Below are 24,216 nucleotides of genomic sequence, written 5' to 3'. Positions count from 1 at the left end.
GTCCCTATAGTTTAGCGGTTAGAACACTGCCCTTTCACGGCGGCGGCCGGGGTTCGATTCCCCGTGGGGACGCCAGATTCAGCAAAAACACCACCTTCGGGTGGTGTTTTTGTTTCTGCCTCGATATTCCCGCCTTGCCATTGTTTTTGCTCTCGATATCGCATATTGATATATAAAATCAGTCTTTCTGGCCGCGTCCGCGCTCCGGTACAGTTCAACTGTCGGAATCCCCGGCACGGCAGAGATGCTGCCGACGATGCCAACAGCCAGAGAATTGAGCGCAAAGATGAATATCAGTCAGGAGAGGCTGACTCACCTCAAGCAACTTGAAGCCGAGTCCATCCACATCATCCGTGAAGTCGCCGCCGAGTTTGACAACCCGGTGATGCTGTACTCCATCGGCAAGGATTCGGCGGTGATGCTGCATTTGGCACAAAAGGCCTTTGCCCCCGGCCGGCCGCCGTTCCCGCTGATGCACGTGGATACCACCTGGAAATTCCAGGACATGATCGCGCTGCGCGACAAGCAGGCGAAGGAATACGGCTGGGACCTGATCGTCCACGTCAACCAGGAAGGCGTCGACGCCAACATCAACCCGTTCACCGCCGGCAGTGCCAAACACACCGACGTGATGAAGACCGAAGGCCTGAAGCAGGCGCTGAACAAGTACAAGTTCGACGCCGCCTTCGGTGGCGCCCGCCGCGACGAGGAAAAATCGCGTGCCAAGGAGCGCGTGTACTCCTTCCGCGACAAGAACCACCGCTGGGACCCAAAAAGCCAGCGGCCGGAACTGTGGAACATCTACAACGCCAAGATCAACAAGGGCGAGTCGATCCGTGTGTTCCCGCTGTCGAACTGGACCGAGCTGGACATCTGGCAGTACATCTTCCTCGAGAACATCGAGATCGTGCCGCTGTACTTTGCCGCCGAGCGCAAGGTGATCGAGCGTGACGGCACGCTGATCATGATCGACGACGACCGCATCCTGCAGTACCTCAGCGACGAGGAAAAAGCGAAGATCGAGACCAAGAAGGTCCGTTTCCGCACCCTCGGCTGTTACCCGCTGACCGGGGCGGTGGAATCGGAAGCCACCACGCTGGCGGAAGTGATCCAGGAAATGCTGCTGACCAAGACCTCCGAACGCCAGGGTCGCGTGATCGATCACGACTCGTCCGGCTCGATGGAGAAGAAGAAGATGGAAGGCTACTTCTAAGCTAAGCCGCCGTTTCTTTCCCTACCGAATGTTCAAAGGTTGGCCGCATGCGGCCAACCTTGCTGATGCAAGGCACGACGCTCATGGCACACCAATCCGACCTGATCGCCAGCGACATCCTGGCGTACCTGAAGCAACACGAAAACAAGGACCTGCTGCGCTTCATCACCTGCGGCAACGTCGACGACGGCAAATCGACACTGATCGGCCGCCTGCTGCACGACTCCAAGCTGATCTTCGAAGACCAGCTGGCGGCGATCCAGCGCGACTCGAAAAAGTACAACACCACCGATGAAGAGATCGACCTCGCGCTGCTGGTCGACGGCCTGCAGGCCGAGCGCGAACAGGGCATCACCATCGATGTCGCCTACCGCTACTTCAGCACCGACCGCCGCAAGTTCATCATCGCCGACTGCCCCGGCCACGAGCAGTACACCCGCAACATGGCCACCGGCGCCTCGACCTGCAACCTGGCGGTGATCCTGATCGACGCCCGCTACGGCGTGCAGACGCAGACCCGCCGCCACAGCTACATCGTCAGCCTGCTGGGCATCAAGCACGTGGTGGTGGCCATCAACAAGATGGACCTGCTCGATTTCGACGAGGCGGTGTTCAATCGCATCCGCGACGAATACCTCGCCTTTGCGGCCAACCTCGACATCGCCGACATCCGCTTCGTGCCGATCTCGGCGCTGCGCGGCGACAACGTGGTCACTGCCAGCGAGCGCACACCGTGGTATGACGGCCAGACGCTAATGGGCATTCTCGACAGCGTCGAGATCGACCACGACGTGGCGCAGAGCGCCTTCCGCCTGCCGGTGCAGTACGTGAACCGCCCGAACCTGGACTTCCGCGGCTTCTGCGGCACCGTCGCCAGCGGCGAGATCCGCCCCGGCGACCGCATCGTCGCGCTGCCGTCCGGCAAACAGAGCACGGTGGAAAACGTGGTCGTGTACGAGGGCAAGCTCGACGTGGCGCGCAGCGGCCAGGCCATTACCCTGACGCTGGCCGACGAGATCGACATCTCGCGCGGCGACATGATCGTGCGCGCCGACGAAACGGCACCGACGGTGAGCCAGGCGATCGAGGCCCACCTGGTGTGGATGGACGAAAACCCGCTGGTGGTGGGCAAGGACTACGGCTTCAAGCTGGCCGGCAAGAACGTTACCGGCCGCGTCGAGCGCATCGTGCACCGCGTGGACGTGAACACGCTGGACGCCTTCGAAGCGGAAAAGCTGCAGCTGAACGAGATCGCACTGGTGCGCATCGTGTTCACCGCACCGGTGGTGTTTGACGCCTACAAAGACTGCCGCGCCACCGGCAGCTTCATCGTCATCGACCGCCTGTCCAACGGCACCGCCGGTGCCGGCATGATCCGTAGCGCGGTGGCGGTGGACAGCGCCAGCCAGGACCAGAGCGACCTCGCCCGCCTGCGCGCGTTCGAGATCGAGTTCAACGCGCTGGTGCGCAAGCACTTCCCGCACTGGGAAGCCAAAGACGTCAGCAAGCTGTTCGGTTAATCCTGCGGCGGCACCACCCCACAACGACCAGCCATCCGGCTGGTCGTTTTGTTTTGTGCGCGGCACACCGGGGGCAGGGCAGTTCCCGATGGCGCGGCGACGGATGCGGCGGTTACAATTGCCGCCTTCCGGTCGCCTCGAACGAGTCATAACAATCAAGGGTGCGCGCACTCGCCGGAAGCGCAGCGCCCCCTGCCCAACCCAGAGTCGAACATGTCCCTACCCCGCTTGCTACGTCCTGTGCTGCCGCTGGCACTGACGCTGCTGCCGTCGCTGGCCCACGCCAGCGTCAATGGCGCAGAACTGTCCATGCTGTGGGCCGTGCCCTTTGCCGGCCTGCTGTTAAGCATTGCCCTGATGCCGCTGCTGGCCCCCGCCATCTGGCACCACCATTTCGGCAAGATCGCCGCCGGCTGGGCGCTGGCCTTCGTGCTGCCGTTTGCGGCCAACCATGGCCTGGCCGGCGTCAGCCACGACATCCTGCACACCATGGTGCTGGAGTACGTGCCGTTCATCATCCTGCTGGTGGCGCTGTTCACCGTCGCCGGCGGCATCTACATCAACGGCAACCTGCACGGCTCGCCGCTGCTCAACAGCGGCGTGCTGGCCACCGGCACCGTGCTGGCCAGCTTCACCGGCACCACCGGCGCCTCGATGCTGCTGATCCGCCCGCTGTTGCGCGCCAACGACAACCGCCGCTACAAGACCCACGTGTTCGTGTTCTTCATCTTCCTGGTCGCCAATATCGGCGGCTCGCTGACGCCGCTGGGCGATCCGCCGCTGTTCCTCGGCTTCCTCAAGGGCGTCGGCTTCGGCTGGACCATCGAGCACATGCTGGCGCCGATGTTCAGCGCCAGCCTGATCCTGCTGCTGGTGTTCTTCGTGCTGGACAGTTACTTCTACCGCAAGGAAAGCGCGCAGACGCTGGCGCGCGACCCGACCCCGGACAGCCCGCTGCGCATCGAGGGCAAGCTCAACTTCCTGCTGCTGGGCGGCGTGGTGGTGGCGGTGCTGCTGTCCGGCGTGTGGCAGCCGGGCGTGGTGTGGCAGGTGTACGGCCTCGACATCGAGCTGCAGAACGTGGTGCGTGACCTGCTGCTGCTGGCGATGGCAGGGCTGTCGCTGAAGCTGACGCCGCGCCACTGCCGCGAGGCCAACGCCTTCAACTGGGCGCCGATGCTGGAAGTGGCCAAGCTGTTCGCCGGAATCTTCATCAGCATGATCCCGGTGCTGGCGATGCTGAAGGCCGGCCCGGACGGCGCCTTCGCCGGCCTGGTGCGCATGGTGACCGCCCCCGACGGCACCCCGGTCAATGTCGCCTACTTCTGGCTCACCGGTGCGCTGTCCAGCTTCCTCGACAATGCGCCGACCTATCTGGTCTTCTTCAACCTCGCCGGCGGCGACGCACAGCAGCTGATGGGCGCCGGCGCCAACACCCTGCTGGCGATCTCGATGGGCGCGGTGTTCATGGGCGCCAACAGCTATATCGGCAACGCCCCCAACTTCATGGTGAAGGCAATCGCGGAAGAGCGCGGCGTGGTGATGCCGAGCTTCTTCGGCTACATCGGCTGGGCCTGCGCCTTCCTGATCCCGACCTTCCTGCTGCTCACCGTGCTGTTCTTCTGATAGCGCCCCTGCGGCCAACCTTGCGCAAGGTTGGCCGCCAACAAAAAAGCCGCCCGAGGGGCGGCTTTTTCATGCGGCGGCGTTCACAGCCGGTAACTGCTCACCGTCATCAGCTTGGCGGACAGCTTCATCATGCCCTTCACCGGCGGCGGCAGCTTGGCCGCGCCCAGCTGCTGTGCCATGTCGGCGTGTTTCAGCTCGTCATCGCGCATCTGGCTGACGATGGCGCGGCTCTTGTCGTCCTGCGCCGGCAGCTCGCTGAGATGGCTGTCGAGATGGGCGCCGACCTGGTGCTCGGTCTCCTGCAGGAAGCCGAGGTTCCACTTGTCGCCGAGCAGGCCGGCGGTGACGCCGATCGCCAGCGAGCCGGTGTACCACAGCGGGTTGAACAGGCTGGGACGGCCGCCCAGTTCGCGGATACGGCGCTCGGTCCACGCCAGATGCTCCACCTCCTCGAACGCGGCATGGCGCAGCGCCTCACGTGCCGCCGGATCGCGAGCGGTCAGCGCCTGGCCCTGGTACAGCGCCTGCGCGCACACCTCGCCGCAGTGGTTGACACGCATCAGTCCCAGCGCGTGGCGTTTGTCCGCGGCGGACAGCTCCGCCTCGGCGACATCGCGGTCGGGGTGCGGGCGCGCGCTACTGGCTGGCGCAAACAGGGTGCGCAGGCCGCGGTCGAATTCGGAAATCAGGTTATCTAGCATCATGTGCGGTTATGGCCTTCATCAATAGACGCGATTATACCTCGGCTGGGCTGCTGGTATAATCACCGGGTTTATTCCTGACGACTCAACCGGAAAAGGACTTTCACGCATGAATATCGACCTCATCAGCCCGGGCAAGAACATGCCGAACGACGTTAACGTCGTCATCGAGATCACCGCCAACAGCGCCCCGATCAAGTACGAATTCGACAAGGAAAGCGGCGCGCTGTGCGTGGACCGTTTCATGGGCACCTCGATGTTCTACCCGGCCAACTACGGTTTCGTGCCGCAGACCATCGCCGGTGACGGCGACCCGGTCGACGTGCTGGTGGTGACCCCGTTCCCGCTGCCGCCGGGCGTACTGATCCGCGTGCGCATGCTGGGCCTGATCAAGATGGAAGACGACGGCGGTGTCGACGCCAAGCTGATCGCGGTGCCGGTGGAAAAACTGTGCCCGATGTACAAGGACATCCAGAAGCTGGAAGACCTGCCGCAGCTACTGCGCGACCAGATGGTGCACTTCTTCGAGCACTACAAGGACCTGGAAAAAGGCAAATGGGTCAAAATCCAGGGTTGGGGTACACTGGAAGATGCCACCCGCGAACTGGAAGAAGGCATCGAGCGCGCCAAGCAGGGTTGATCCCGTGATGGCCGACACAGCCGGTGGCACGCGCCACCGGCTTTTTTTATCCTGCTTTCAGGCTGCCCCACCATGACCCGACTCTCCCTCGACGCCCTGCTGGTACTGGACGCCATCGACCGCCGCGGCAGTTTTGCCGCCGCCGCCGAGGCGCTGTTCCGTGTGCCGTCCGCCATCACCTACAGCGTGCAGAAGCTGGAACAGGATCTGGGCGTGATGCTGTTCGACCGCAGCGGCCACAAGGCCAAGCTGACCTCGGCCGGGCAGCTGCTGCTGCAGGAAGGGCGCGCGCTGCTGGATTCGGCGGCGATGCTGGAACAGCGGGTGAAGACCCACGCCACCGGCTGGGAGGGCGAGCTGCGCATCGCCATTTCCGAGCTGCTGCCGTTCGCGCGCGTGATCCAGCTGGTGCGCGAATTCAACGAGCTCGGCGCGCAGACCGAACTGCGCCTGACGCGCGAGAACTTTGGCGGCATGTGGGATGCGCTGATCGACGGCCGCGCCGACCTCACCATCGGGGCGCCGGACATGCCGGTACAGGGCAACCTGTACTGCCGCGAGATGGGCCACGCCGCCTTCGGCTTTTGCGTCGCACCGTCGCACCCGCTGGCACAGGCGGCGGAGCCGATCCCGGCACACGAGTTGCGCAAGCACCGCATCATCGTGCTGGCCGACAGCTCGCGCACGCTGACGCCGCGCAGCGCCTCGATCCAGGAAGGCCAGGCGCGGCTAACGGTGTCCAGCCTCGACGACAAGATCAATATGCAGTGCGCCGGCCTCGGTATTGGTTTTTTGCCACTGCAGCATGTACAAAAACCGCTGGCCGACGGCCGTTTGCTGCTCAAGGCAGTGGAAGACGCGCGCGATCCCGTGCCACTATATTACGCATGGCAAACCAAGGAACCGGGGCAGGCAATGGCCTGGTTCCTGCAGCGTTTGCGCGACTTTGACTGGCAACTACTGTAAACACCGGATGGAACTGCCCGCCTCTCCCGCCACCACCCTCGACGCGTTGCAACAGCGGCTGGCCGACTGCGGCCTGCAGCCGGCGGCCAGTCGCCACGGCACGGCGCTGTGCTGGCAGGGCTTGCGTCTGGGTGGCAGCGACAGCGCGGATATCGACGTCGAACTGGCGGTCACGCCGCACCCGGCGGCGCGGCAGTACGGTTTCATGCTGTTCGTCGGCTGCACCCCGGCCTTGCGCGAGCAGGCACGGCCGCTGCTGGACGCCCTCGCTCCGGCCGCCGGCGCCTGGCTGTGGTGCGGCCCGCGCGGTGCCGGCCGCTTCTGCCAGCGCGTGTTTGACGCCTTTCTCTACATCAACGGCCCGCTGCTGCGCGAGGCGATGCAGCACGGCCAGACACAGCCGGACTGGGCGGCGTTCTTTGCCAGCCAGCTGCAGCTGGGACAGCAGCTGCTGGCGCTGGCGCAGCAATACCGCCGTGCGCAGCACGACGACAGCCAGCCGGAGCTGGGTGCGCTGCTGCAGGAGTTTGCGCGGCCACCGCTACTGCACAGCCACTACGCGCTGACGCTGGCGCGGCTGCTGGAGCTGGGTCTTGGCCAGCAGCAGCTGACGCAGGGCATCTTTGAGCAGCTACTGCGGCCGGCGCCCTGAGCCTGCCGCCCACACGCAAAAAAGCCGCCTTTGCAGGCGGCTTTGTCATCGGCGGAGGCCGGCTTACGGCTTGCTGCCACTCATGTCCTTGGACAGGAAGAAGGCATCGGAGAAGAACTCGTCTTCCGGCAGCTTGCGCTCGGCGATGAAGGACTTGTGCGCAGCCTCGACCATGATCGGTGCACCGCAGGCGTACACCTGGTAGCCGGACAGGTCGTCGAAATCGTCCAGCACCGCCTGGTGCACGAAGCCGCTGCGGCCAAGCCAGTTGTGCTCCGGCAGCGCCTCCGACACCACCGGGATGAAGGTGATGTTGGCGTTTTGCGCCTGCCACTGGCCGGCCTGCTCCGCCATATACAGGTCGTGCGGGGTGCGCGCACCCCAGTAGAACACGATCGGGCGGGTGATGCCGTGGTGGATGGCGTGCTCGATGATGCCCTTGATCGGTGCAAAGCCGGTACCGCTGGCCACCATGATGATCGGTTTGTCGGAATCCTCGCGCAGGAAGAAGGAACCCAGCGGCCCCTTGAAGCGCATGATTTCCTTTTCCTTCATGCTGTTGAACACGTACTCGGAGAAGGTACCGCCCGGCTGGTTGCGGATGTGCAGCTCGATGAAGGCGTCGTCGTGCGGCGCATTGGCGATGGAGAAGCTGCGCTTCTTGCCATCCTTCATCAGGATGTCGATGTACTGGCCGGCCATGAACTGCAGGCGCTCGGAGACCGGCAGTTTCAGTTTCAGTACCGCCACGTCGTGGATCTTCTCGATCGACTCCACGCGGCAAGGCAGGGTCTTGATCTGGATGTCGCCGATGCCGGCCAGCTCGCGCACTTCGATGGTGAGATCGCCCTGCGGCCTGGCACAGCAGAACAGCGCCATACCCTGGGCGCGGTCGGCGGCGGACAGCGCCTTTTCCTGCGCGCCACCGTGTTCTACCTCGCCGGCGACAACCTTGCCCTTGCAGGCGCCACAGGCACCGTCACGGCAGCCGTAAGGCAGGCCGACGTTCTGGCGCAAAGCTGCCTCAAGAATGGTTTCATGCGTTTCAACCGCAAAAGAATGGCCGCTCGGAAGCACCTTTACCTGACACGTCATCTTGTTCCCTTAAACTTCGCTAAAATGGCCGTCATGCGAACCCTGTTGATCATCGGCACCGGCGACATCGCCCGGCGTGCCCTGCCCCTGCTGCTGCCGCACTGGCGGATACTGGCGCTGACGCGCCGCCCGGAAACCGCCGCGCAATGGCGACAGCTGGGAGCCCAGCCAGTGCCGGGCGATCTGGATGATGCGCGCAGTCTCGAGCGCCTCGCCGGTATCGCCGACGCGGTGCTGTACACCGCACCGCCGCCGGACAGCGGCCGCATCGACCCCAGAATGCGCAAGGTGTTGTCGCGACTGGCAAAAACGCCGAGTTTACCACAGCAGCTGGTCTATATCAGCACCAGCGGCGTGTACGGCAATGCCGATGGCAAGTGGCTGGACGAGTGCGCGCCGCTGCGGCCAACGTCGCCGCGCGCGTGCCGCCGCGTCGATGCCGAGCGCGCGTTGCGCAGCTTTGCCATCGCCCACGGCAGCGCGCTGACCATCCTGCGTGCACCGGGCATCTACGCCGCCGAGCGGCTGCCGCTCACCCGCCTCGTCAACGGCACGCCGCTGATCGATGCCGCCGAGGACAGCGTCAGCAACCACATCCACGCCGACGACCTGGCGCGGCTGTGCGTCGCCGCGCTGCAACGGCCGCGCGGCGGCATCCGCGTCTACAACGCCTGCGACAGCCAGCCGCTGCCGGTCGGCGAGTGGTACGACAAGCTGGCCGATACGCTGGGCTACCCGCGCGCACCGCGGCTGCCACGCGCGGTGGTACAGCAGCAGGTGTCGCCGGGGCTGTGGTCGTTCATGGCCGAATCGCGGCGCCTCTGCAACGCGCGGCTGCTGCGCGAGCTGCCCGGCTGCCTGCGCTACCCGACGGTGGACGAGCTGCTGCGCCAGCTGTAGCGCCGCCTTGCGGCCAACCCTGGCCGCCGCCATAAAAAAGCCCGCAGTGGCGTGCGCCACTGCGGGGGATTCCGTTATCGGCTGCTGCTGCGTCAGATCGCTTCGCTGGCGTCCTCGCACGGACTGCACAGCCGGTCGCGTGCCATCGCGGCCAGCGCGTCAAGATCGTCATTGAGGTGCAGCTGCATATGGCGCAGCGCACCGCGCAGGATGGCACTGGCCAGCAGTGCCTCGTCGCACTGGAACACCTCGGCCATGGCGCGCAACTCGGCGCAGGTCTCGTGGCACAAGGGCAGCGACAGGTGGCGCACCGGCTCCACGCACAGCAACGTGCCCAGTTCCTGCCCTTCGGCGCGGTACTCTTCCAGCAGTTTTACAAAGTCATGCAGTTCATCATTCATGAGACACCTCCCGTGTCCATTGCTACGTCCGCTTTCCCCTCACACAGCATGGCACATGCTGCCGCTTTGCCAAGGTGAATCGGTGACGGAGTTGATCTGCACCAAGTGGCCGCCGGCAGCGACCCAGGCCGGGCGCTGCCGCAGTGCGTGCCGTGCCGGTGGCGCAGCCCTACCGCTGGCGGCCAAGATTCGGTAACATCGCGATCTTTTTGCAGTTTTTGAGTGACGACCATGGAAAATCCGGCCTTCAACCGCGCCATTCGCAGCTTCGTGCTGCGTCAGGGCCACCTGTCTCCTGCGCAGCAGCGCGCCATCGACGAAGGCATGCCGAAATGGGGCATCGAGTACCAGGCGGCGCAGCTCGACCTGCAGCAGGCCTTCGGCCGCGCGGCCCCGAAAATCCTGGAAATCGGCTTCGGCATGGGCGGCGCCACTGCCGAAATCGCCGCCGGCAATCCGGACAAGGACTACCTCGGCATCGAGGTGCACTCGCCGGGGGTGGGTAACCTGTTCAAGCTGATCGACGAGCAGAATCTCAGCAACCTGCGCCTGATCCGCCACGATGCGGTGGAAGTGCTGGACAACATGCTGCCGGACGGCTCGCTGGACGGCGTGCACATCTTCTTCCCCGATCCGTGGCACAAGAAGCGCCACAACAAGCGCCGCCTGATCCAGGCGCCGCTGGTGGAGAAACTGGTACGCAAGCTGAAACCGGGCGGCTACCTGCACGCCGCCACCGACTGGGAAGACTACGCCATCCAGATCATGGAAGTGTTCAGTGCCAATGCCGAGCTGGCCAACAGCGCCGACGGCTACGCGCCGCGTCCGGACTACCGCCCGCTGACCAAGTTCGAGGCGCGCGGCATCCGCCTCGGCCACGGCGTATGGGATGTGATCTTTACCCGCAAGTAAGCACCTTGCCGGCATGACACTGCGGCCAACCTTGTGCTCAAGGTTGGCCGCAGTGTTTTGTGGCGCCGCGACTCAGGCGGCGGCCTGCAGCAGCGCCTCGATGTCGCCGGCGATGTCGTGCGGCTCCGCCGCCGGCTCGTAGCGTTTCACCAGCCGCCCCTTGCGGTCGATCAGGAACTTGGTGAAGTTCCACTTCACCGGATGCGGATGCTTGCCGTCGGCGCCGGTCAGCCAGTGCCACAGCGGGCTGGCGCCCGCGCCATTGACATCACCCTTCTCGAACAGCGGGAAGCTGACGCCGAAACGGCTGACGCAGAAATCACGGATCGCGCCGGCGTCACCCGGCTCCTGGCCGCCGAACTGGTTGCAGGGAAAGCCCAGCACGCTGAAGCCCTGTCCCTGATAGGTGCTGTGCAGCTCCTGCAGGCCGGCATACTGCCGGGTGTAGCCGCATTCGCTGGCGGTGTTGACGATCAGCAGCACCTGGCCGCGGTACTGCGCCAGGGGTTGCAACAGGCCATCGCCAAGGTTGGCCGCAAAGTCCGCAATCGTGGTCATGGTGGGTCTCCATCCGTATAATGCTGCTTTTCCGAGTAAATCAGTCAACCATGATGTTCGCACCCAGCCGACAGGATGCCCGCCGTTTCTTTTTCGATACCTGGCAGAAGCAACAGGCCGGTCAGCCGCTGACCGATCTGGAGAAGCTGCTGTTCAGCGTGATCATGCTGCATCCGGAATACCACGACCTGCTCAACCGTCCGCAACAGTACGCCGAGCGCGAGTGGATGCCAGAGCAAGGCGAAACCAACCCCTTCCTGCACATGGGCATGCACCTGGCGCTGGAAGAGCAGCTGTCGATCGACCAGCCGCCCGGCATCCGCGCGCTGTACCAGCAGCTGTTGCTGCAGACCGGCAGCGAGCACGACGCGCAGCACGAGGTGCTGGACTGCCTCGGCGAGATGATCTGGCAGGCGCAGCGTTACGGCGGCGGGCCGGATGTCAACGTGTACCTGTCCTGTATCCGCGGCAAGCTGGGGCAGGATCCGGAAGACACCCCGCGCAAGAACCTGAAAGACATGGACGACTGAGAACCTGTTCACGATCTGCTGTGCGCAGGCGTACCGCGTTAAAAACGGCTTCAGAATGCTTGTTTATTCCAGTTAAACGCCGCTTCCTCAGCCGTTTTTGCCTTGTCTCGCTCTAGCTCGCGAGATCGTGAACACGTTCTGAGACCGGCCGCGCTGCCACCACCCCAAGGCCATCCGGCAACATGCCGTGATGGCCTCTTTGTTATGGCCAAGGTCGCCGCCTTTTTCAAACGGCAATTGCAGGCGGCTGCCGTTCGCGCCAGCGGCCGACGCTGGCGTCGAGCTGGTCCAGCGTCAGCAAGGTGGCACGCGGCGGCAGCCGTTTCAGGCCGCGGCAGCCGGCACCGCCGAGCCACAGCTCGACGCCGGCCGGCAGCAGCGTGTCCAGCAGCGCGACATCCGCCTGCGGACTGGTCTCGTAGGAGGCGGAAAAGGACAGCACCACCACGTCGACGCGGTGCTTCTGCGCTGCGCTGGCGATGTCGGACAGCGGCATCTGCGCGCCGAAGGCGATTGCGTCGCAGCCGGCCAGGCGCAGCAGCGCTTCCACCATCAGCAGCCCGATCAGGTGCAGCTCGCCGGGACAGGTGGTCAGCATCACCCGCGGCGACTGCTGGCCGGAAGGGATGCCGGCCAGGGTCTCGCGCAGCACGCGCTTGATCTCTTCCGAGTACAGGTGTTCCTCGTGCACACGCAGCTCGCCGCGCATCCACGCCTCGCCGACCAGCTGGTTGGCCGCCGTCAGAAAATCGCAGATGAAGTGGCGCAGGCCGAGCTCGAACAGGCGGTGGCGCAGCAGCTCGCGCACCGCCAGCGCGTCGTGGCCGCTCAGCGCGTCGATCAGGCCGGCACAGACATCCGGCACCACCCGCGCCGGGGTGTGCGCCAGCGCCAGCGCCTCCAGCTGCGCCATGCTCTGCCCGACCAGTTTGCCGGGGCGGAAGCCGAGATCCATCAGCCGCCGCACCTGCTTCAGCTTGCCGACCTGCGCCGCGTTGTACAGGCGGTCGCCGGCGGCATCGCGCGCCGGCTGCGGAAAGCCGTAGCGGCGCTCCCACATCCGCAACAGGTCCTTGGGGATGCCGGTTTCGCGTTCGACGGCGGCGATGGGCAGGCCGCCATCGCTCAGGGCAGAGTCTTCGTTCATCATTTGTACAACCTGGCGTCCCGACAAGACATCGACAAGGCCCGCATTATGCCATGCGCCGTTTGATCACACGCAGCAAGGCACCGATGAGCGGCAGTTTTTCGTACACCCCTTCCGCCGCATCCCAGTAGTCGCGGTGCGCGGCGATGCGGCCGTCGGCGGCGAGGGTCAGCAGCGTGCCGCCGTGGATCTGCTGCGTCCGGCCGAGCAGCACGAAGCTGAAATCCCAGCTGACGAAGGCCTGGTCGCCCTGCGCCACCACCGTGCCGATCACGAAGCGCGGCGCCTGCAGCCGCTGGAACATGCGCGCGTACAGCGCCTTGATCGCGGTACGGCCGTGCAGCGCCTGGAACGGATCGCGGAAAGTGGCCGACTCGGCATAGACGGCGTCGATGTCTTCCAGCGTCGCTGGCGACAGCGAGGCAAACCAGTCCAGATGGCGGGCAAGAGAGTCATTCATAGTCCGGTAATCTTGTGGGCGAGCCAGAAATACAGGCGGTAGGGCAACAGTGCGGCCAACTTCAGCGGCCACGAGAAGCGCTTCGGGAAATGGATGTCGAACTCGCCGCGGGCAAAGCCGCGCACGATCTGCTGCGCCGCCGCCTCCGGCGTCAGCAGTGCCGGCATCGCAAACTCGTTCTGCGCGGTGAGGCGGGTGGCGACAAAGCCGGGGTTGATCACGTGCACGCCGATGCCGTGGCGGTGCAGGTCGAGGTACAGCGTCTGCGCGAAGTGGTTCACCGCCGCCTTGGTGGCGCCGTACACCAGGCCGTTGGGCATGCCGCCCCAGCCGGCGACGCTGGCCACCAGCGCGATGGCGCCGCCGGACTGCGCCATCAGCTGCGGCACCAGCGCCGCGCTGCCGTACATCACCCCCAGCAGGTTGACGTCGACCATGCGCCGCGCCAGCTCCGGCGTCAGCTGCCAGGCGCGCAGCGGGGTGTAGTCGCCGGCCAGCATCACCACCAGGTCGATGCCCTGCCACTGCTGCAGCAACTGGTCGCGGCAGCGCTGCCAGTCCTCGGGGCGGGTCACGTCCAGCGGCAGCAGCCACATCCGCTCATGGCCGCTGGCGACCTCGCGCAGCGCCGCCTCGTGGCGGCCGGACAGCGCCACCCAGGCACCGAGGCGGTGCAGCTCGCGCGCCAGCGCCGCGCCGATGCCGTGGCCGGCGCCGACCAGCCATACCCGGCGGTTGTGCCAGTCCTGCAGCTTGGGGTTCAGGCTCACGGCTGCGCCCCCTTGCGGAACATCAGCGTGACTTCGCCGAGGCGCACGCCCCACTTGCTCATCACCGAGCGGTTCAGCACCGTGTGCTCGTCCAGCTGATACATCCAGTCGTCAAAACGTACCTCGTACACCGTGCCGTCCACCGGCAGGCGCAGCGTGTAGTCCCAGAACAGCGCAAAGCCTTCGCTGCGGCCGCTGGCCTGCCCCACCACGTCGCTGGCGGTGCCGCTGTAGCGGCCATCGGGCAGCTTTTGCAGCGTCCACACCCGGCGCTGTTTTTCGCCATCATCGTAAGTAAAGTGCTCGTCCAGCACGCCGCGGTCGGCCTGCCAGCTGCCGCTCATCTGCACGCTGAAGCGGCGCAGCACCTTGCCGCTGCGGTCCTGGAACATGCCCTGCGCCGTCACCGGGCCGTTGAAATACGTTTTCAGGTCAAAGCCTGGCCGCGTGCCGCGGTAGTCGTCGATGCTGGCGCTGGAACACGCCGCCAACAGCCCGCACAACGCCGCCAGCACGGCGGCTTTCAGTATCCGGATCATGTTCTTGCTCCCGAGAAGATTGCTGCCGGTGGCAGGGCCAGGCAGGCCGCCAGCTTGAACAGCGCCGGCAGGCCGGCATACAGCCACGGCAGCGCCGAGGCGTCGCCACCGGGCTGGTAGCCCAGCTGCGCCGCCAGCGGCAGTGCGAGGCCGGCGGCACAGGCCAGCGCCAGCTTGTTCATCATCGACACCGCGCCGAAGGCGGCACCGCCCTGCGCCGCGACGCGTTCGCCGAGCACGTCGGCCACCAGCGCGCAGCCAAAGGCCAGATCGGCGCCCAGCGCCGCGCCCGTCAGCAGGCACACCACCGCGAACAGCCCGCCCTGCCCCTCGCCCAGCCCCAGCACCGGCAAGAACACCAGCAGCGCCAGCAGCATGCCGCCGCGCCAGGCGGCGACGCGGCCGATGCGGTCGGCGAGGCGTACCCACAGCGGCAGCGACAGCACCGCGGCGAGGAAGTACAGCAGCAGGAACAGCCCGGCCAGCGCCGGCGTGCGCAGCAGGTCGGCGATGTAGAAATTGAGCAGCGTCGCCGGAATCGCCATCGCGGTGGCGTTGAGCAGCAGCACCAGCAGCACGCGGCGGAAGGCGGCGTCACGCCACAGCTGGCGCCAGTGCGGCGCCGTACGGCCTGTGGTCAACGGCAACGCCGCCGGCGCGCGGCGCAACAGCCACAGGCAAACCAAGCTACACAGCAACAGCAGCGCTGCCAGTACCTGCATCGCGTACTGCTGGCCGTGGCGGGCGGCCAACGTTGCCGGCAGGGCCGCCGCCAGCAGCACGCCGAGCAGCGCCCAGCCCTCGCGCCACGCCGCCACCCGCGAGCGGCCGTGCACGCTGGGCCACAGCGCCGCGCCGTAGCGCAGCAGCGCGATGCTCAGCCAGCCGTGCGCCAAGTACACCAGCAGCAGCGCGGCGGCCAGTTGCGGCAGCAGCGGCCAGTCGCGCTGCGGCATCACCAGCCAGCCAAAACCGGCTAGGCCGCCGCCGGCGGCCAGCAGCAACAGCGCGCGCGCGCGGGCCGGCGACAGGCGGTCCTGCCACAGCCCGAGCAGCGGGTCGATGGCGGTATCGAACAGCCGCGCCAGCAGCAGCACCCAGCCGAGGCTGGCCAGCGCCACGCCGAAATCGGCGGCGTACAGCGCCGGGGTGTGCACGTACAGCGGCAGCGCCACCATCGCCAGCGGCAGGCCGCCGAGGCCGCTCAGTGCCAGCTGGCGCGTGCTCAGCGCGTTCATCCGCGGCCACCCAGCAGCTGCTCGCGCACCGCCGGCGCCCGCGATGCCGGATCCAGCCAGATGCGGAAAAACAGCTGCCCGAACAGCGGGTCGTCGATGCGGTGGGTCAGGCGGCCGTTGAGCCAGAAGCGCACCACCGCGCCGTCCATGGCGCCGAGCAGCACGTCGCCCTCCTTTACGTCGGGAAAGGCGCGCCGCATGTGCTCGGCCCACGCCGCACGGACGCGCTCCGGCATGCCGTAGCGCAGCATTTCCTCGAGGCTGGTTTCCACCAGCTTGGCGCCGGCAATGCTGCGCGCGTAGCGGATCTCCAGCGCGAACGGCCGCGCCCACTGGAAGGGCTGCGCCGCCGGGGTGTACAGCGCCGAGTCGTACAGCTTGAAGCCGAACCAGCGCAGCGTGCCCTGGCCGCGCAGTTGCAAACCGTTCAGTTCTGCCGGCAGTGCCATGGCATTTCCCATCTGTGCGACAAGCAGTGCCACGCTAGCGGCGACGGATTTCCAGTTGGCAGACATCGGTGCGTCCCGCGTCGAAGCCGGCGATGCAGTAGTGCAGGTAGAACTGCCACAGGCGCACGAACGCCTGATCGAAGCCCTGGCCATACACCTGCGGCAGCGCGGCGTTGAAATCATGCAACCAGCGCCGCAGCGTCTCGGCGTAGTCGCGGCCAAAGGTGTAGCGCTCCGCCAGCTGCAGCCCGGCACCGGCGATCTCGCGGTCCAGCGCCGCCGGCGACGGCAGCATGCCGCCGGGGAAGATGAACTGCTGGATGAAGTCGGTGCCGCGCTGGTAGCGCGCGAAGTAGTCGTCGCCGATGGTGATCACCTGCACCATCGCCCGGCCGCCGGGCTTGAGGCGGTCGTGCAGGGTGCGGAAGTAGCGCGGCCACCAGCGCGCGCCGACCGCCTCCAGCATCTCGATCGACACGATGTGGTCGAACTGGCCGTCGATGTCGCGGTAATCCTGCAGCCGCAGATCGGCCTGCTGCGCCAGCCCGGCTGCGGCCAACCTTTGCTGCGCCCATTCCAGCTGCGACGGCGACAGGGTCACGCCGGTGACGTGCACACCGCGGCTGCGGATCGCGTACTCGGCAAAGCCGCCCCAGCCGCAGCCGATCTCCAGGATGCGCTGCCCCGGCTGCGCATCGAGCCGCGCCAGGATGCGTTCGTACTTGGCCTCCTGCGCTGCGGCCAACGTTTGCCCGGCCTCGCCACTGAAAATGGCGGCGGAATAGGTCATGCCCGGGTCCAGCCATAGCCGGTAGAAGTCGTTGCCGATGTCGTAGTGGGCGTGGATGTTGCGGCGGCTGCCACGGCGGGTATTGGCGCGCGTCAGGTGCTTCAGCCAGTAGCCGGCGGTGCCCAGCCAGCTGCCGTGGATCGCCTGCTCGAAGGCGGCCTCGTTGGCCAGCGCCAGCTGCAGCAGCGACGTCCAGTCCGGCGACGTCAGCCAGCCGTCACGCCAGGCCTCGGCAAGGCCGATGTCGCCGGCCAGCACGATGCGGCGCAACGCGCGCCAGTCGTAGACCTGCAGCTGTGCCTGCGGGCCGGGATGAGCGCCGCGGAACAGGTAGCTGCCGCCGTCGGGGGTGAGTAGCGTCAGCTCGCCGTACTGCAGGCGCGACAGCGCCAGCAGCAGCGGGCGTACCAGCAGCGGTACGCGCAAGGGCAGCGGGGAAGCGAGGGTACGCGAGGATGAATTCATGACAACTCTCCGGGAGAAACCGAGCTGGCCGCGTGGCCATCTTTACCGAAAAACGGGACTTTCTTGCGCCACAGCCGCAGCGCCTGCCAGTGGATGCGCGCCCACACCGCGACGGCGAGCAGGCCGGTGGCCAGCAGCAGCTGCCACAGCCGCGCCGGCGAGTACGGCACCGGCGTGCCCTGCTGGGTGGCGACGAAGTCGTTGTGCTCGTCGTCGCGGCGGTACTCGATGCGCACCGCGAAGCGGCCGTCCGCCGCGCGCAGGAAGCGGAAGCGGTAGCTGCCCTCCACCCGGAAGAACGGCGACACCTGCAGCGCCTTGCCGGTGGTCAGCAGGTCGCGGCTGCCGATGGCACGATGGTCGGGGTGGTGCAGGCAGTAGTCGTGATGCTGGCCGAAGGTGTTGCTGACCTCGACCCACACCGCACGCAGCGTGGCGGCGGCATCGAACACCAGGTAGAAGCTGACCGGGTTGAACACGTAGCCGCACAGGCTGGGCAGGGTGTGCAGCTCGATGCGCGCGATGTCGCGCACCCCGCTTGCGGCCAACCTTGCCGTCAGCCACGGCAGCAGCGGCGAGCCGTCGCGCGGGCCGTGGCGGCGGCGCTGCCAGCTCACCCCCGGCGCCAGGCGGATGCTGGCCGGCTCCGGCTGCCCCGGCAGCAGCGTCAGCGCCAGCCAGGCGTGGCGGTAGCTGAACTGGTGGCGGGTCGGCGCGCTGCGGCCGTGCCAGACGTGGCCGCGGTAGACGGTGAACGCGGTCATGGCGCGATCACCGCCGGCTGCGGTTGCAGCGGCTGCGCGGCCAGCGGCACGCTGATGTCCCACGGGATCGGCGCGCCGAGCGCCTGCGCCACCGCCATGCCGGCCTTGAGACCGTCCTCGTGGAAGCCGTAGCCGGCCCACGCGCCGGCAAACCAGGTGCGCTGGCGGCCCTGGATCGTCGCCAGCGACTGCTGCGCGGCGATGGCGACGCGGTCGAACAGCGGGTGGGCGTAGTCGAACTCCGCCAGTTTGCCCTGCGGCTCGCGGTAGGGGTTCAGCGTCACGATCACCGGGCTGCGGAACGGCAGCCCCTGCAGCTGGTTGAGCAGGTAGCTGACCATCACCGGCTGCGACGACGGCCCGCCCTCGCCCATGCGGTAATTCCACGCTGCCCACGCCTGGCGCCGCGCCGGCAGGAAGGAGGCGTCGGTGTGCAGCACCGCGCGGTTGGGCTGGTAACGCAGCTGCGACAAGAGCGCCCGTTCGCCGTCGCTGGCGTCGCCGAGCAGCGCCAGCGCCTGGTCGCTGTGGCAGGCCAGCACCAGCTGCTCGAAGTGCTCCTCGCCGTGGCGGCGGCACAGCGTCACGCCGCGCTCGTCGCGGCGTACCCGGTGCACCGGCGACGACAGCCGCACGTCGCCGATGCCGGCCACCATGCGCCGTACGTACTCGCGCGAGCCGCCCTGCACCGTCTTCCACTGCGGCCGGTCCAGTATCTGCATCAGGCCGTGGTTGGCACAGAAATCGAAGAAGGTCGAGGCCGGGAAAGCGGCCATGTCGCGGGTGGAGCTGGACCAGATCGCGGCCCCCATCGGCAGCAGATACCAGTCGCGCAGCGCCGCGCTGAAGCGGTAACGATCGAGGATCTGCCCCAGCGTCTCGCCGCTGTCGCGGCTTTCGTGCTGCAGCCGCGGCGCCAGCCGGTGCAGGCGCAGGATGTCGCCGACCATGCGCCAGAAGGTTGGCCGCAACAGGTTGCGCTTCTGCGCGAACAGCGTGGCCAGACTGCTGCCGGCCCACTCCACGTTCTCCTGCTCCAACACCACCGAAAAGGTCATCTCGCTGGCACGCACCGGCACCCCCAGCAGCGCAAACAGGCGGATCAGGTTGGGATAGGTGCGATCGTTGTGCACCAGGAAGCCGGTGTCCACCGGCGCGCGGAGGCCTTCCAGCTCAACATCGACGGTGTTGCTGTGGCCGCCGGCGTAGGCCGCAGCCTCGAACAGCACCACCTGGTGTCCGGCCCGGCTCAACAGCCAGGCCGAGGACAAGCCGGCAATGCCGGCACCCACCACCGCAATTTTCATGATGTCAGTCCTTTATCGATAGTGCGTTATCGGTCAATCACAACTGATTGTCAAATGTTTGTCCTGTACAAAAATAGAAAGTTCAACAAAAAAGCCTGACATCGTCAGGCTTTGTCCACCACATGAGCGCCGGCTCAGTCCAGCCGGTGCTGCCGTTCGCCGCGCTGCCAGGCCTCGATATTGCTGACCAGCTGCGCCGCCAGCCTGGCCATCGCCTCGCCGCTGGCCCAGCCGACGTGCGGTGTCACGATCAGGTGCGGCAGACGCGCCTTCAGCAGCGGATTGCCGTCGCGCGGCGGCTCCACCGACAGCACGTCGAAGCCGGCGCCGCCGAGCTGGCCGAATTTCAGCGCCGCCACCAGCGCCTCCTCGTCCACCAGCCCGCCGCGCGCGGTGTTGATCAGCACCGCGCCCGGCTTCATCGCCATCAGCTCCGGCTGCGCGATCAGGTTGCGGGTGTCGTCGTTCAGCGGGCAGTGCAGCGAGATCACGTCGGAGCTGGCCAGCAGCGCGTCAAACGCCACGTAGCCGTCGCGCACCGTGGCCGCGCCCTTGCGCTCGGCAAACTGCACGCGCATGCCGAAGGCCCGCGCGCGCTGCGCCATCGCCTGGCCGATGCCGCCGCTGCCGACGATGCCCAGCGTCGCGCCCTGCAGGTCGCGGATCGGCGCGCCGAAGTGGCAGAACTGCGCCGCCTGCTGCCACACCCCGGCGGCAACATCGCGCTGGTAGGCCGGCAGGTTGCGCATCAGCGCCATCATCAGCATGAAGGCGTGCTCCGCCACGGTGTCGTCGCCGTAGTGGCGGATGTTGCACACCGCGATGTCGCGCTCGCGACAGGCGGCGACATCGATGTGGTTGTAACCGGTGGCGGCGATGGCCAGCAGTTTCAGCCGCGGCAATGCGGCCAACGTGGCCGCGTCGAACGCGACCTTGTTGCTGATCACGATGTCGGCATCGGCACAGTGGGCCAGCAGTTGCTCGCGGCTGGTGGACGGATAGGCGGTGAAGCGGTGCGGGAAGGCACAAGACGGCACCGGGACAGGCAAGCTGTCCCGGTCGACAAACACGATGTGAGGATTCATGAAATGGACAGGTGCTAGCGCTCGAAGTTGATCAGGGCGCGATAGGCATGCCAGCTGGACAGCCCGATCAGGGGCATGATGAGCAACAGGCCGATGAACTGGGTAGCAAAACCGATCGCGGTCAGGACCACGATCATAGCCGCCCATACCAGCATCGTCAGCAAATTGCGATACACCGCCTGCACGCTCATCACCATCGCGGTGACGGTATCGACTTCCTTGTCCAGCATCATCGGAATGGCGCAGACGCTGAGCGCGAACACTGCCACGGCAAAGAAGAAGCCGGTGCCGAAGTAGGCAATCAGGAACGGCAGGTTCTCGGCGGTGAAGGCGGAGACCACCAGCTGCTCCAGCGACGGCACGCTACCCTGGAAGAACAGCGCGAACATCAGCAGCGAAACGCGGAACCAGCCGAACACCAGCACCGCGAGCAAGGCGGCAAACAGGGTAAAGCCCGGCATGTTGACGCGCCACGCGGTCATGCTGTGCATCAGCGTCACCCGCCCGCTACCCGGTGCCTCCAGTTGGCGCGCGATATCGTACAGGCCGATGGCGAGGAACGGACCGCCCAGCAGGAACAGCGTTGCCAGGGTAATCACGTGCTGTGGTGCGAAGTCGAAATACATGTTCAGCAAGAAGCCCATCACCACAAACACGGCGCCGTAGAACAGCGAATCCGCCGGTGCGCGCCGCAAATCCTGCCAGCCCAGGCGCAGCCACTGCAGCGGCTGATCGGGCGTCACATGCCTGACCACTATATGCTCATGAGACGGTAGATGAGTAATGTCCATTGCCATTCCCCTATGTCAGATAAAGTCGTAGGCGAAAACTGCTCCGCTTTCTCTTTATAAGCAATTGAAGGGCAAAGACAATATCAAGATTTCGACGGCGCGGTAGCGGACTGTTAAAATGCCGTTTTCGCTAATGCAGCAAAACAAGGACATCTCATGGCAGAACTGATCATCGAAGACCTGCTGGTAGGCGACGGCGCGGAAGCCGTGGCCGCTCAGGAAGTGACCGTGCACTACACCGGCTGGCTGACCGATGGCACCAAATTCGATTCCAGCAAGGATCGCTACCAGCCGTTCAGCTTCGTGCTGGGCGAAGGCTACGTGATCAAGGGCTGGGATCAGGGCGTGCAGGGCATGAAGGTCGGCGGCAAGCGCAAGCTGACCATCCCGGCCGAGCTGGGCTACGGCGCCCGCGGTGCCGGCGGCGTGATCCCGCCGCACGCCACCCTGGTATTCGAGGTCGAGCTGCTGCAGGTCGGCTGACCCCGCCTTACCCGGCAATGAATAATGCCCCGCGCTGCGGGGCATTATTCATTTGGCGATCAGGTCTTCGGCGTTGCGCCGGGCTTTCGACTCGCGCCGCTTGTGGCGCCAGTAGAAGCCGCCCAGCACCACCGCCAGCAGCGCGATGGCGATCAGGATGCCGGCCTGGCCACGGTGCACCATCTGCATCAGCCACTCGTGGTTGCGCGCACCGAAATAGCCGAGATACACCCACACCGGCACCGAGATCAGCGCGGCAAAACCGTCCATCAGCAGGAAACGCCAGTACGGGATGCGCCGTGTCAGCCCGGCGGTCAGGAAGATCGGCGAACGCAGGCCGGGCAGGAAACGGGCGACGAACAGCACCCAGTTGCCGTAACGGGCAAACTTCTCCTGTACTGCGGCAAAACGCTCCGGCGTCATCACCTTGGCAATCGGTTTGAAGCGCAGCACACGGTCGCCGTAAACGCGGCCGGCGAGGAACATCAGGCCATCGCCGAACAGCACGCCGGCCATGCCCACCGCGAACATCACGTGCACGTCGGTATAGCCCAGCCCGGAAATGATGCCGCCGGCAACCAGGGTAATATCCTCCGGAATCGGCACACCAAAACCACACACCAGCAACACGATGAATACGGCAAAGTAGCCATATCCCGTGAACAAATCGAGAAGAATCTGCAGGATATCCATGTCGGCCTGACAAGCTGTTGATCGGTCGAAGTACTTCCGGCAAGGCCAGGCGAAGCAGTTCAGAGAGCGGCTGCCATCATAGCACAGCCCCCGTGGCGCCCTGCTTGACTATGGTTAGGTCGCCACGGCAAAAACAAAGCCACCTTCGCAGGTGGCTTGCGCCGATGCCGGTACGCCGTCAGGCCGCTTCGATCGCCGCGGCGATTTGGCCGGCCCACTGCTCGGCCAGCGCCAGTTCATCCGCTTCGACCATCACGCGCACCACCGGTTCCGTACCGGACGGACGCAGCACCACGCGGCCTCGGCCGGCCAGTGCCAGCTGTGCCTCGGCGTACTTGGCGGCACTGGCGGCCTGCCAGTCCTGGCCATTGAGGCGCACATTGATCATCTTCTGCGGGAACGGCTGCCAGTCGTTGCAGATGGTGGCCAGATCGCTGTCCAGCTCGGCCAGCGCCGCCAGCACCTGCAGGCTGGAGATGATGCCGTCGCCGGTGGTGTGCTTGTCCAGGCACAGCACGTGGCCGGACGCCTCGCCGCCGACCTGCCAGCCGTTTTCGTGCAGCAGCTCCAGCACGTAGCGGTCGCCGACCTTGGCGCGATCGAAGGCGATGCCCTGCTGCTGCAAGGCCAGCTCCATCGCCAGGTTGGTCATCACCGTGCCGACCACGCCGCCGCCAAGCTGGCCGCGCGCCGCACGGGCCTTGGCGATCACGTAGATCAGCTGGTCGCCGTCGTAGACCTTGCCGTGGCGGTCGGCCATCATCAGCCGGTCGCCGTCGCCGTCCAGCGAGATGCCGAGATCGGCACCATGCTGCAGCACCGCCTGGCTGATCGCCTCGGTGTGGGTGGCACCGACACCGTCATTGATGTTGTAGCCGTTCGGCTCGCCACCGATGGTGATCACCTCGGCGCCCAGCTCGTGGAATACCTTCGGTGCGATGTGGTAGGTGGCGCCGTGCGCGCAATCGACGACCAGCTTCAGGCCCTTCAGGTTGCGCTCGTTGGGGAAGGTGCTCTTGCAGAATTCGATGTAGCGGTCGGCGGCACCGTCGATGCGTCGCGCCCGGCCCAGCTCGCGCGACGGGCTGGTCTGCATCGGCGAATCCAGCATCGCCTCGATCTCGCGCTCCAGCGCGTCGTCCAGCTTCTTGCCGCCCTCGGCGAAGAACTTGATGCCGTTATCCTGATACGGATTGTGCGACGCGGAAATCATCACCCCAGCCGACAGGCGCAGCGCGCGCGTCAGGTAGGCGATGCCCGGCGTCGGCAGCGGCCCGGTCAGCAGCACGTTGACACCGGCGGCGGTGAGGCCGGCCTGCAGCGCCGCTTCCAGCATGTAGCCGGAAATACGGGTGTCCTTGCCGATGATCACCGTCGGGTGTTCCTGCCGCTCGTGATCGACCAGCACCTTGCCGGCGGCATAGCCGAGGCGCAGCACGAAATCGGGGGTAATCGGAAACTGGCCGACTTCGCCACGCACACCATCGGTACCAAAATATTTGCGGCTCATTATTGTTC

General features: G+C 66.0%; 27 protein-coding genes and 1 tRNA gene. 11 read left to right on the top strand and 17 right to left on the bottom strand.

Annotated features, from left to right (window positions below; all coding sequences use genetic code 11):
• The 4 genes from NOM55_RS14305 (at position 1) to NOM55_RS14290 (ending at position 4,359) form a co-directional block, all read left to right on the top strand.
• A tRNA-Glu gene (locus tag NOM55_RS14305) sits at positions 1 to 75 on the top strand.
• A gap of 211 nt (positions 76 to 286) precedes the next feature.
• Positions 287 to 1,213: a sulfate adenylyltransferase subunit CysD gene (cysD, locus tag NOM55_RS14300; protein WP_255909204.1), complete on the top strand. Its 927-nt coding sequence runs from the start codon at positions 287 to 289 to the stop codon at positions 1,211 to 1,213.
• 83 nt (positions 1,214 to 1,296) lie between these two features.
• Positions 1,297 to 2,733, top strand: coding sequence for a sulfate adenylyltransferase subunit CysN (gene cysN, locus NOM55_RS14295; RefSeq protein WP_255909202.1), 1,437 nt, complete (start codon positions 1,297 to 1,299; stop codon positions 2,731 to 2,733).
• A 213-nt stretch (positions 2,734 to 2,946) separates the two neighbouring features.
• The gene (locus NOM55_RS14290) at positions 2,947 to 4,359 is read left to right on the top strand and encodes a sodium:proton antiporter (RefSeq protein WP_255909201.1); all 1,413 of its coding nucleotides are present in this window, start codon (positions 2,947 to 2,949) and stop codon (positions 4,357 to 4,359) included.
• An 83-nt stretch (positions 4,360 to 4,442) separates the two neighbouring features.
• Here NOM55_RS14290 and coq7 read toward each other — a convergent pair whose 3' ends face one another.
• Complete coding sequence (coq7, locus tag NOM55_RS14285; protein ID WP_255909210.1) at positions 4,443 to 5,063, bottom strand: 2-polyprenyl-3-methyl-6-methoxy-1,4-benzoquinone monooxygenase; 621 nt, start codon at positions 5,061 to 5,063, stop codon at positions 4,443 to 4,445.
• A gap of 109 nt (positions 5,064 to 5,172) precedes the next feature.
• Here coq7 and ppa point away from each other — a divergent pair, with 109 nt between their 5' ends.
• The 3 genes from ppa (at position 5,173) to NOM55_RS14270 (ending at position 7,321) form a co-directional block, all read left to right on the top strand.
• Positions 5,173 to 5,703, top strand: coding sequence for an inorganic diphosphatase (gene ppa, locus NOM55_RS14280; RefSeq protein WP_047967819.1), 531 nt, complete (start codon positions 5,173 to 5,175; stop codon positions 5,701 to 5,703).
• A gap of 72 nt (positions 5,704 to 5,775) precedes the next feature.
• Entirely contained in the window at positions 5,776 to 6,669 is an 894-nt protein-coding gene (locus tag NOM55_RS14275) for a LysR family transcriptional regulator (protein ID WP_047967818.1), read from the top strand.
• 7 nt (positions 6,670 to 6,676) lie between these two features.
• Positions 6,677 to 7,321, top strand: coding sequence for a hypothetical protein (locus NOM55_RS14270; protein WP_255909200.1), 645 nt, complete (start codon positions 6,677 to 6,679; stop codon positions 7,319 to 7,321).
• A 63-nt stretch (positions 7,322 to 7,384) separates the two neighbouring features.
• Here NOM55_RS14270 and NOM55_RS14265 read toward each other — a convergent pair whose 3' ends face one another.
• On the bottom strand, positions 7,385 to 8,416 hold the full coding sequence (locus tag NOM55_RS14265; RefSeq protein ID WP_255909199.1) for a CDP-6-deoxy-delta-3,4-glucoseen reductase: 1,032 nt from the start codon (positions 8,414 to 8,416) through the stop codon (positions 7,385 to 7,387).
• A gap of 33 nt (positions 8,417 to 8,449) precedes the next feature.
• Here NOM55_RS14265 and NOM55_RS14260 point away from each other — a divergent pair, with 33 nt between their 5' ends.
• Positions 8,450 to 9,316, top strand: coding sequence for an SDR family oxidoreductase (locus NOM55_RS14260; protein WP_255909198.1), 867 nt, complete (start codon positions 8,450 to 8,452; stop codon positions 9,314 to 9,316).
• 92 nt (positions 9,317 to 9,408) lie between these two features.
• Here NOM55_RS14260 and NOM55_RS14255 read toward each other — a convergent pair whose 3' ends face one another.
• Complete coding sequence (locus NOM55_RS14255) at positions 9,409 to 9,717, bottom strand: hypothetical protein (RefSeq protein ID WP_047967816.1); 309 nt, start codon at positions 9,715 to 9,717, stop codon at positions 9,409 to 9,411.
• A gap of 231 nt (positions 9,718 to 9,948) precedes the next feature.
• On the opposite strand from NOM55_RS14255, the gene trmB reads away from it, so the two are divergent.
• Entirely contained in the window at positions 9,949 to 10,629 is a 681-nt protein-coding gene (gene trmB, locus NOM55_RS14250; RefSeq protein WP_255909197.1) for a tRNA (guanosine(46)-N7)-methyltransferase TrmB, read from the top strand.
• A gap of 72 nt (positions 10,630 to 10,701) precedes the next feature.
• Here the strand turns inward: trmB and NOM55_RS14245 are convergent, their stop codons facing one another.
• Positions 10,702 to 11,187 carry a glutathione peroxidase gene (locus NOM55_RS14245; RefSeq protein ID WP_255909196.1) on the bottom strand — a complete coding sequence of 162 codons (486 nt, stop codon included), beginning with the start codon at positions 11,185 to 11,187 and terminating at the stop codon, positions 10,702 to 10,704.
• A gap of 50 nt (positions 11,188 to 11,237) precedes the next feature.
• Here NOM55_RS14245 and NOM55_RS14240 point away from each other — a divergent pair, with 50 nt between their 5' ends.
• Positions 11,238 to 11,717 (top strand): DUF1841 family protein, encoded by a 480-nt coding sequence (locus NOM55_RS14240; protein ID WP_255909195.1) that lies wholly within the window; start codon positions 11,238 to 11,240, stop codon positions 11,715 to 11,717.
• Positions 11,718 to 11,943: 226 nt separating this feature from the next.
• Here the strand turns inward: NOM55_RS14240 and NOM55_RS14235 are convergent, their stop codons facing one another.
• The 11 genes from NOM55_RS14235 to NOM55_RS14185 all read right to left on the bottom strand — a co-directional run bounded on the left by NOM55_RS14235 (position 11,944) and on the right by NOM55_RS14185 (position 21,474).
• The gene (locus NOM55_RS14235) at positions 11,944 to 12,867 is read right to left on the bottom strand and encodes a MerR family transcriptional regulator (protein ID WP_255909194.1); all 924 of its coding nucleotides are present in this window, start codon (positions 12,865 to 12,867) and stop codon (positions 11,944 to 11,946) included.
• A gap of 43 nt (positions 12,868 to 12,910) precedes the next feature.
• Positions 12,911 to 13,324: a nuclear transport factor 2 family protein gene (locus tag NOM55_RS14230; protein ID WP_255909193.1), complete on the bottom strand. Its 414-nt coding sequence runs from the start codon at positions 13,322 to 13,324 to the stop codon at positions 12,911 to 12,913.
• The gene (locus NOM55_RS14225; RefSeq protein WP_255909192.1) at positions 13,321 to 14,094 is read right to left on the bottom strand and encodes an SDR family NAD(P)-dependent oxidoreductase; all 774 of its coding nucleotides are present in this window, start codon (positions 14,092 to 14,094) and stop codon (positions 13,321 to 13,323) included. Before NOM55_RS14225 ends, NOM55_RS14230 begins: the two co-directional genes overlap by 4 nt.
• Positions 14,091 to 14,633 carry a DUF3833 domain-containing protein gene (locus NOM55_RS14220; protein ID WP_255909191.1) on the bottom strand — a complete coding sequence of 181 codons (543 nt, stop codon included), beginning with the start codon at positions 14,631 to 14,633 and terminating at the stop codon, positions 14,091 to 14,093. Before NOM55_RS14220 ends, NOM55_RS14225 begins: the two co-directional genes overlap by 4 nt.
• A complete protein-coding gene (locus tag NOM55_RS14215; RefSeq protein ID WP_255909189.1) occupies positions 14,630 to 15,871 on the bottom strand; it encodes an MFS transporter in 1,242 nt (413 codons plus the stop codon). Before NOM55_RS14215 ends, NOM55_RS14220 begins: the two co-directional genes overlap by 4 nt.
• Positions 15,868 to 16,320 carry a chalcone isomerase family protein gene (locus NOM55_RS14210; protein ID WP_170152065.1) on the bottom strand — a complete coding sequence of 151 codons (453 nt, stop codon included), beginning with the start codon at positions 16,318 to 16,320 and terminating at the stop codon, positions 15,868 to 15,870. The genes NOM55_RS14215 and NOM55_RS14210 overlap by 4 nt, the downstream gene beginning before the upstream one ends.
• 34 nt (positions 16,321 to 16,354) lie before the next feature.
• A complete protein-coding gene (locus NOM55_RS14205) occupies positions 16,355 to 17,575 on the bottom strand; it encodes a cyclopropane-fatty-acyl-phospholipid synthase family protein (protein ID WP_255909187.1) in 1,221 nt (406 codons plus the stop codon).
• Positions 17,572 to 18,339 (bottom strand): DUF1365 domain-containing protein, encoded by a 768-nt coding sequence (locus NOM55_RS14200; protein WP_255909186.1) that lies wholly within the window; start codon positions 18,337 to 18,339, stop codon positions 17,572 to 17,574. The genes NOM55_RS14205 and NOM55_RS14200 overlap by 4 nt, the downstream gene beginning before the upstream one ends.
• Positions 18,336 to 19,646, bottom strand: a complete 1,311-nt coding sequence (locus tag NOM55_RS14195; RefSeq protein WP_255909185.1) for an NAD(P)/FAD-dependent oxidoreductase — start codon at positions 19,644 to 19,646, stop codon at positions 18,336 to 18,338. Before NOM55_RS14195 ends, NOM55_RS14200 begins: the two co-directional genes overlap by 4 nt.
• A 134-nt stretch (positions 19,647 to 19,780) precedes the next feature.
• The gene (locus tag NOM55_RS14190) at positions 19,781 to 20,731 is read right to left on the bottom strand and encodes a D-2-hydroxyacid dehydrogenase (RefSeq protein ID WP_120809213.1); all 951 of its coding nucleotides are present in this window, start codon (positions 20,729 to 20,731) and stop codon (positions 19,781 to 19,783) included.
• 14 nt (positions 20,732 to 20,745) lie between these two features.
• Positions 20,746 to 21,474, bottom strand: a complete 729-nt coding sequence (locus NOM55_RS14185) for a DUF2189 domain-containing protein (RefSeq protein WP_255909184.1) — start codon at positions 21,472 to 21,474, stop codon at positions 20,746 to 20,748.
• Between the two features lie 204 nt (positions 21,475 to 21,678).
• Here NOM55_RS14185 and NOM55_RS14180 point away from each other — a divergent pair, with 204 nt between their 5' ends.
• The gene (locus tag NOM55_RS14180; protein WP_047966982.1) at positions 21,679 to 22,005 is read left to right on the top strand and encodes an FKBP-type peptidyl-prolyl cis-trans isomerase; all 327 of its coding nucleotides are present in this window, start codon (positions 21,679 to 21,681) and stop codon (positions 22,003 to 22,005) included.
• A 48-nt stretch (positions 22,006 to 22,053) separates the two neighbouring features.
• Here NOM55_RS14180 and NOM55_RS14175 read toward each other — a convergent pair whose 3' ends face one another.
• Both NOM55_RS14175 and glmM read right to left on the bottom strand, forming a co-directional pair.
• Complete coding sequence (locus NOM55_RS14175) at positions 22,054 to 22,698, bottom strand: DedA family protein (protein ID WP_047966981.1); 645 nt, start codon at positions 22,696 to 22,698, stop codon at positions 22,054 to 22,056.
• Between the two features lie 178 nt (positions 22,699 to 22,876).
• On the bottom strand, positions 22,877 to 24,208 hold the full coding sequence (gene glmM / locus NOM55_RS14170) for a phosphoglucosamine mutase (RefSeq protein ID WP_255909182.1): 1,332 nt from the start codon (positions 24,206 to 24,208) through the stop codon (positions 22,877 to 22,879).
• Positions 24,209 to 24,216 lie beyond the last annotated feature (8 nt).

Origin of the sequence: Vogesella sp. AC12, assembly GCF_024437575.1 — a bacterium.
Lineage (GTDB): Bacteria > Pseudomonadota > Gammaproteobacteria > Burkholderiales > Chromobacteriaceae > Vogesella > Vogesella indigofera.
This window is presented reverse-complemented; position numbering and strand designations above follow the sequence as displayed.

Bases quoted from the DNA above. Each gene is read 5' to 3' on its own strand.
- NOM55_RS14210 (WP_170152065.1), bottom strand. From the start codon at position 16,320: ATGGCACTGCCGGCAGAACTGAACGGTTTGCAACTGCGCGGCCAGGGC.
- NOM55_RS14230 (WP_255909193.1), bottom strand. From the start codon at position 13,324: ATGAATGACTCTCTTGCCCGCCATCTGGACTGGTTTGCCTCGCTGTCG.
- NOM55_RS14260 (WP_255909198.1), top strand. From the start codon at position 8,450: ATGCGAACCCTGTTGATCATCGGCACCGGCGACATCGCCCGGCGTGCC.
- NOM55_RS14245 (WP_255909196.1), bottom strand. From the start codon at position 11,187: ATGACCACGATTGCGGACTTTGCGGCCAACCTTGGCGATGGCCTGTTG.
- NOM55_RS14220 (WP_255909191.1), bottom strand. From the start codon at position 14,633: ATGATCCGGATACTGAAAGCCGCCGTGCTGGCGGCGTTGTGCGGGCTG.
- NOM55_RS14275 (WP_047967818.1), top strand. From the start codon at position 5,776: ATGACCCGACTCTCCCTCGACGCCCTGCTGGTACTGGACGCCATCGAC.
- trmB (WP_255909197.1), top strand. From the start codon at position 9,949: ATGGAAAATCCGGCCTTCAACCGCGCCATTCGCAGCTTCGTGCTGCGT.
- ppa (WP_047967819.1), top strand. From the start codon at position 5,173: ATGAATATCGACCTCATCAGCCCGGGCAAGAACATGCCGAACGACGTT.
- NOM55_RS14255 (WP_047967816.1), bottom strand. From the start codon at position 9,717: ATGAATGATGAACTGCATGACTTTGTAAAACTGCTGGAAGAGTACCGC.
- NOM55_RS14195 (WP_255909185.1), bottom strand. From the start codon at position 19,646: ATGAAAATTGCGGTGGTGGGTGCCGGCATTGCCGGCTTGTCCTCGGCC.
- NOM55_RS14200 (WP_255909186.1), bottom strand. From the start codon at position 18,339: ATGACCGCGTTCACCGTCTACCGCGGCCACGTCTGGCACGGCCGCAGC.
- NOM55_RS14290 (WP_255909201.1), top strand. From the start codon at position 2,947: ATGTCCCTACCCCGCTTGCTACGTCCTGTGCTGCCGCTGGCACTGACG.
- coq7 (WP_255909210.1), bottom strand. From the start codon at position 5,063: ATGCTAGATAACCTGATTTCCGAATTCGACCGCGGCCTGCGCACCCTG.
- glmM (WP_255909182.1), bottom strand. From the start codon at position 24,208: ATGAGCCGCAAATATTTTGGTACCGATGGTGTGCGTGGCGAAGTCGGC.
- NOM55_RS14205 (WP_255909187.1), bottom strand. From the start codon at position 17,575: ATGAATTCATCCTCGCGTACCCTCGCTTCCCCGCTGCCCTTGCGCGTA.
- NOM55_RS14270 (WP_255909200.1), top strand. From the start codon at position 6,677: ATGGAACTGCCCGCCTCTCCCGCCACCACCCTCGACGCGTTGCAACAG.
- NOM55_RS14265 (WP_255909199.1), bottom strand. From the start codon at position 8,416: ATGACGTGTCAGGTAAAGGTGCTTCCGAGCGGCCATTCTTTTGCGGTT.
- cysD (WP_255909204.1), top strand. From the start codon at position 287: ATGAATATCAGTCAGGAGAGGCTGACTCACCTCAAGCAACTTGAAGCC.
- cysN (WP_255909202.1), top strand. From the start codon at position 1,297: ATGGCACACCAATCCGACCTGATCGCCAGCGACATCCTGGCGTACCTG.
- NOM55_RS14240 (WP_255909195.1), top strand. From the start codon at position 11,238: ATGATGTTCGCACCCAGCCGACAGGATGCCCGCCGTTTCTTTTTCGAT.
- NOM55_RS14190 (WP_120809213.1), bottom strand. From the start codon at position 20,731: ATGAATCCTCACATCGTGTTTGTCGACCGGGACAGCTTGCCTGTCCCG.
- NOM55_RS14215 (WP_255909189.1), bottom strand. From the start codon at position 15,871: ATGAACGCGCTGAGCACGCGCCAGCTGGCACTGAGCGGCCTCGGCGGC.
- NOM55_RS14175 (WP_047966981.1), bottom strand. From the start codon at position 22,698: ATGGATATCCTGCAGATTCTTCTCGATTTGTTCACGGGATATGGCTAC.
- NOM55_RS14180 (WP_047966982.1), top strand. From the start codon at position 21,679: ATGGCAGAACTGATCATCGAAGACCTGCTGGTAGGCGACGGCGCGGAA.
- NOM55_RS14235 (WP_255909194.1), bottom strand. From the start codon at position 12,867: ATGATGAACGAAGACTCTGCCCTGAGCGATGGCGGCCTGCCCATCGCC.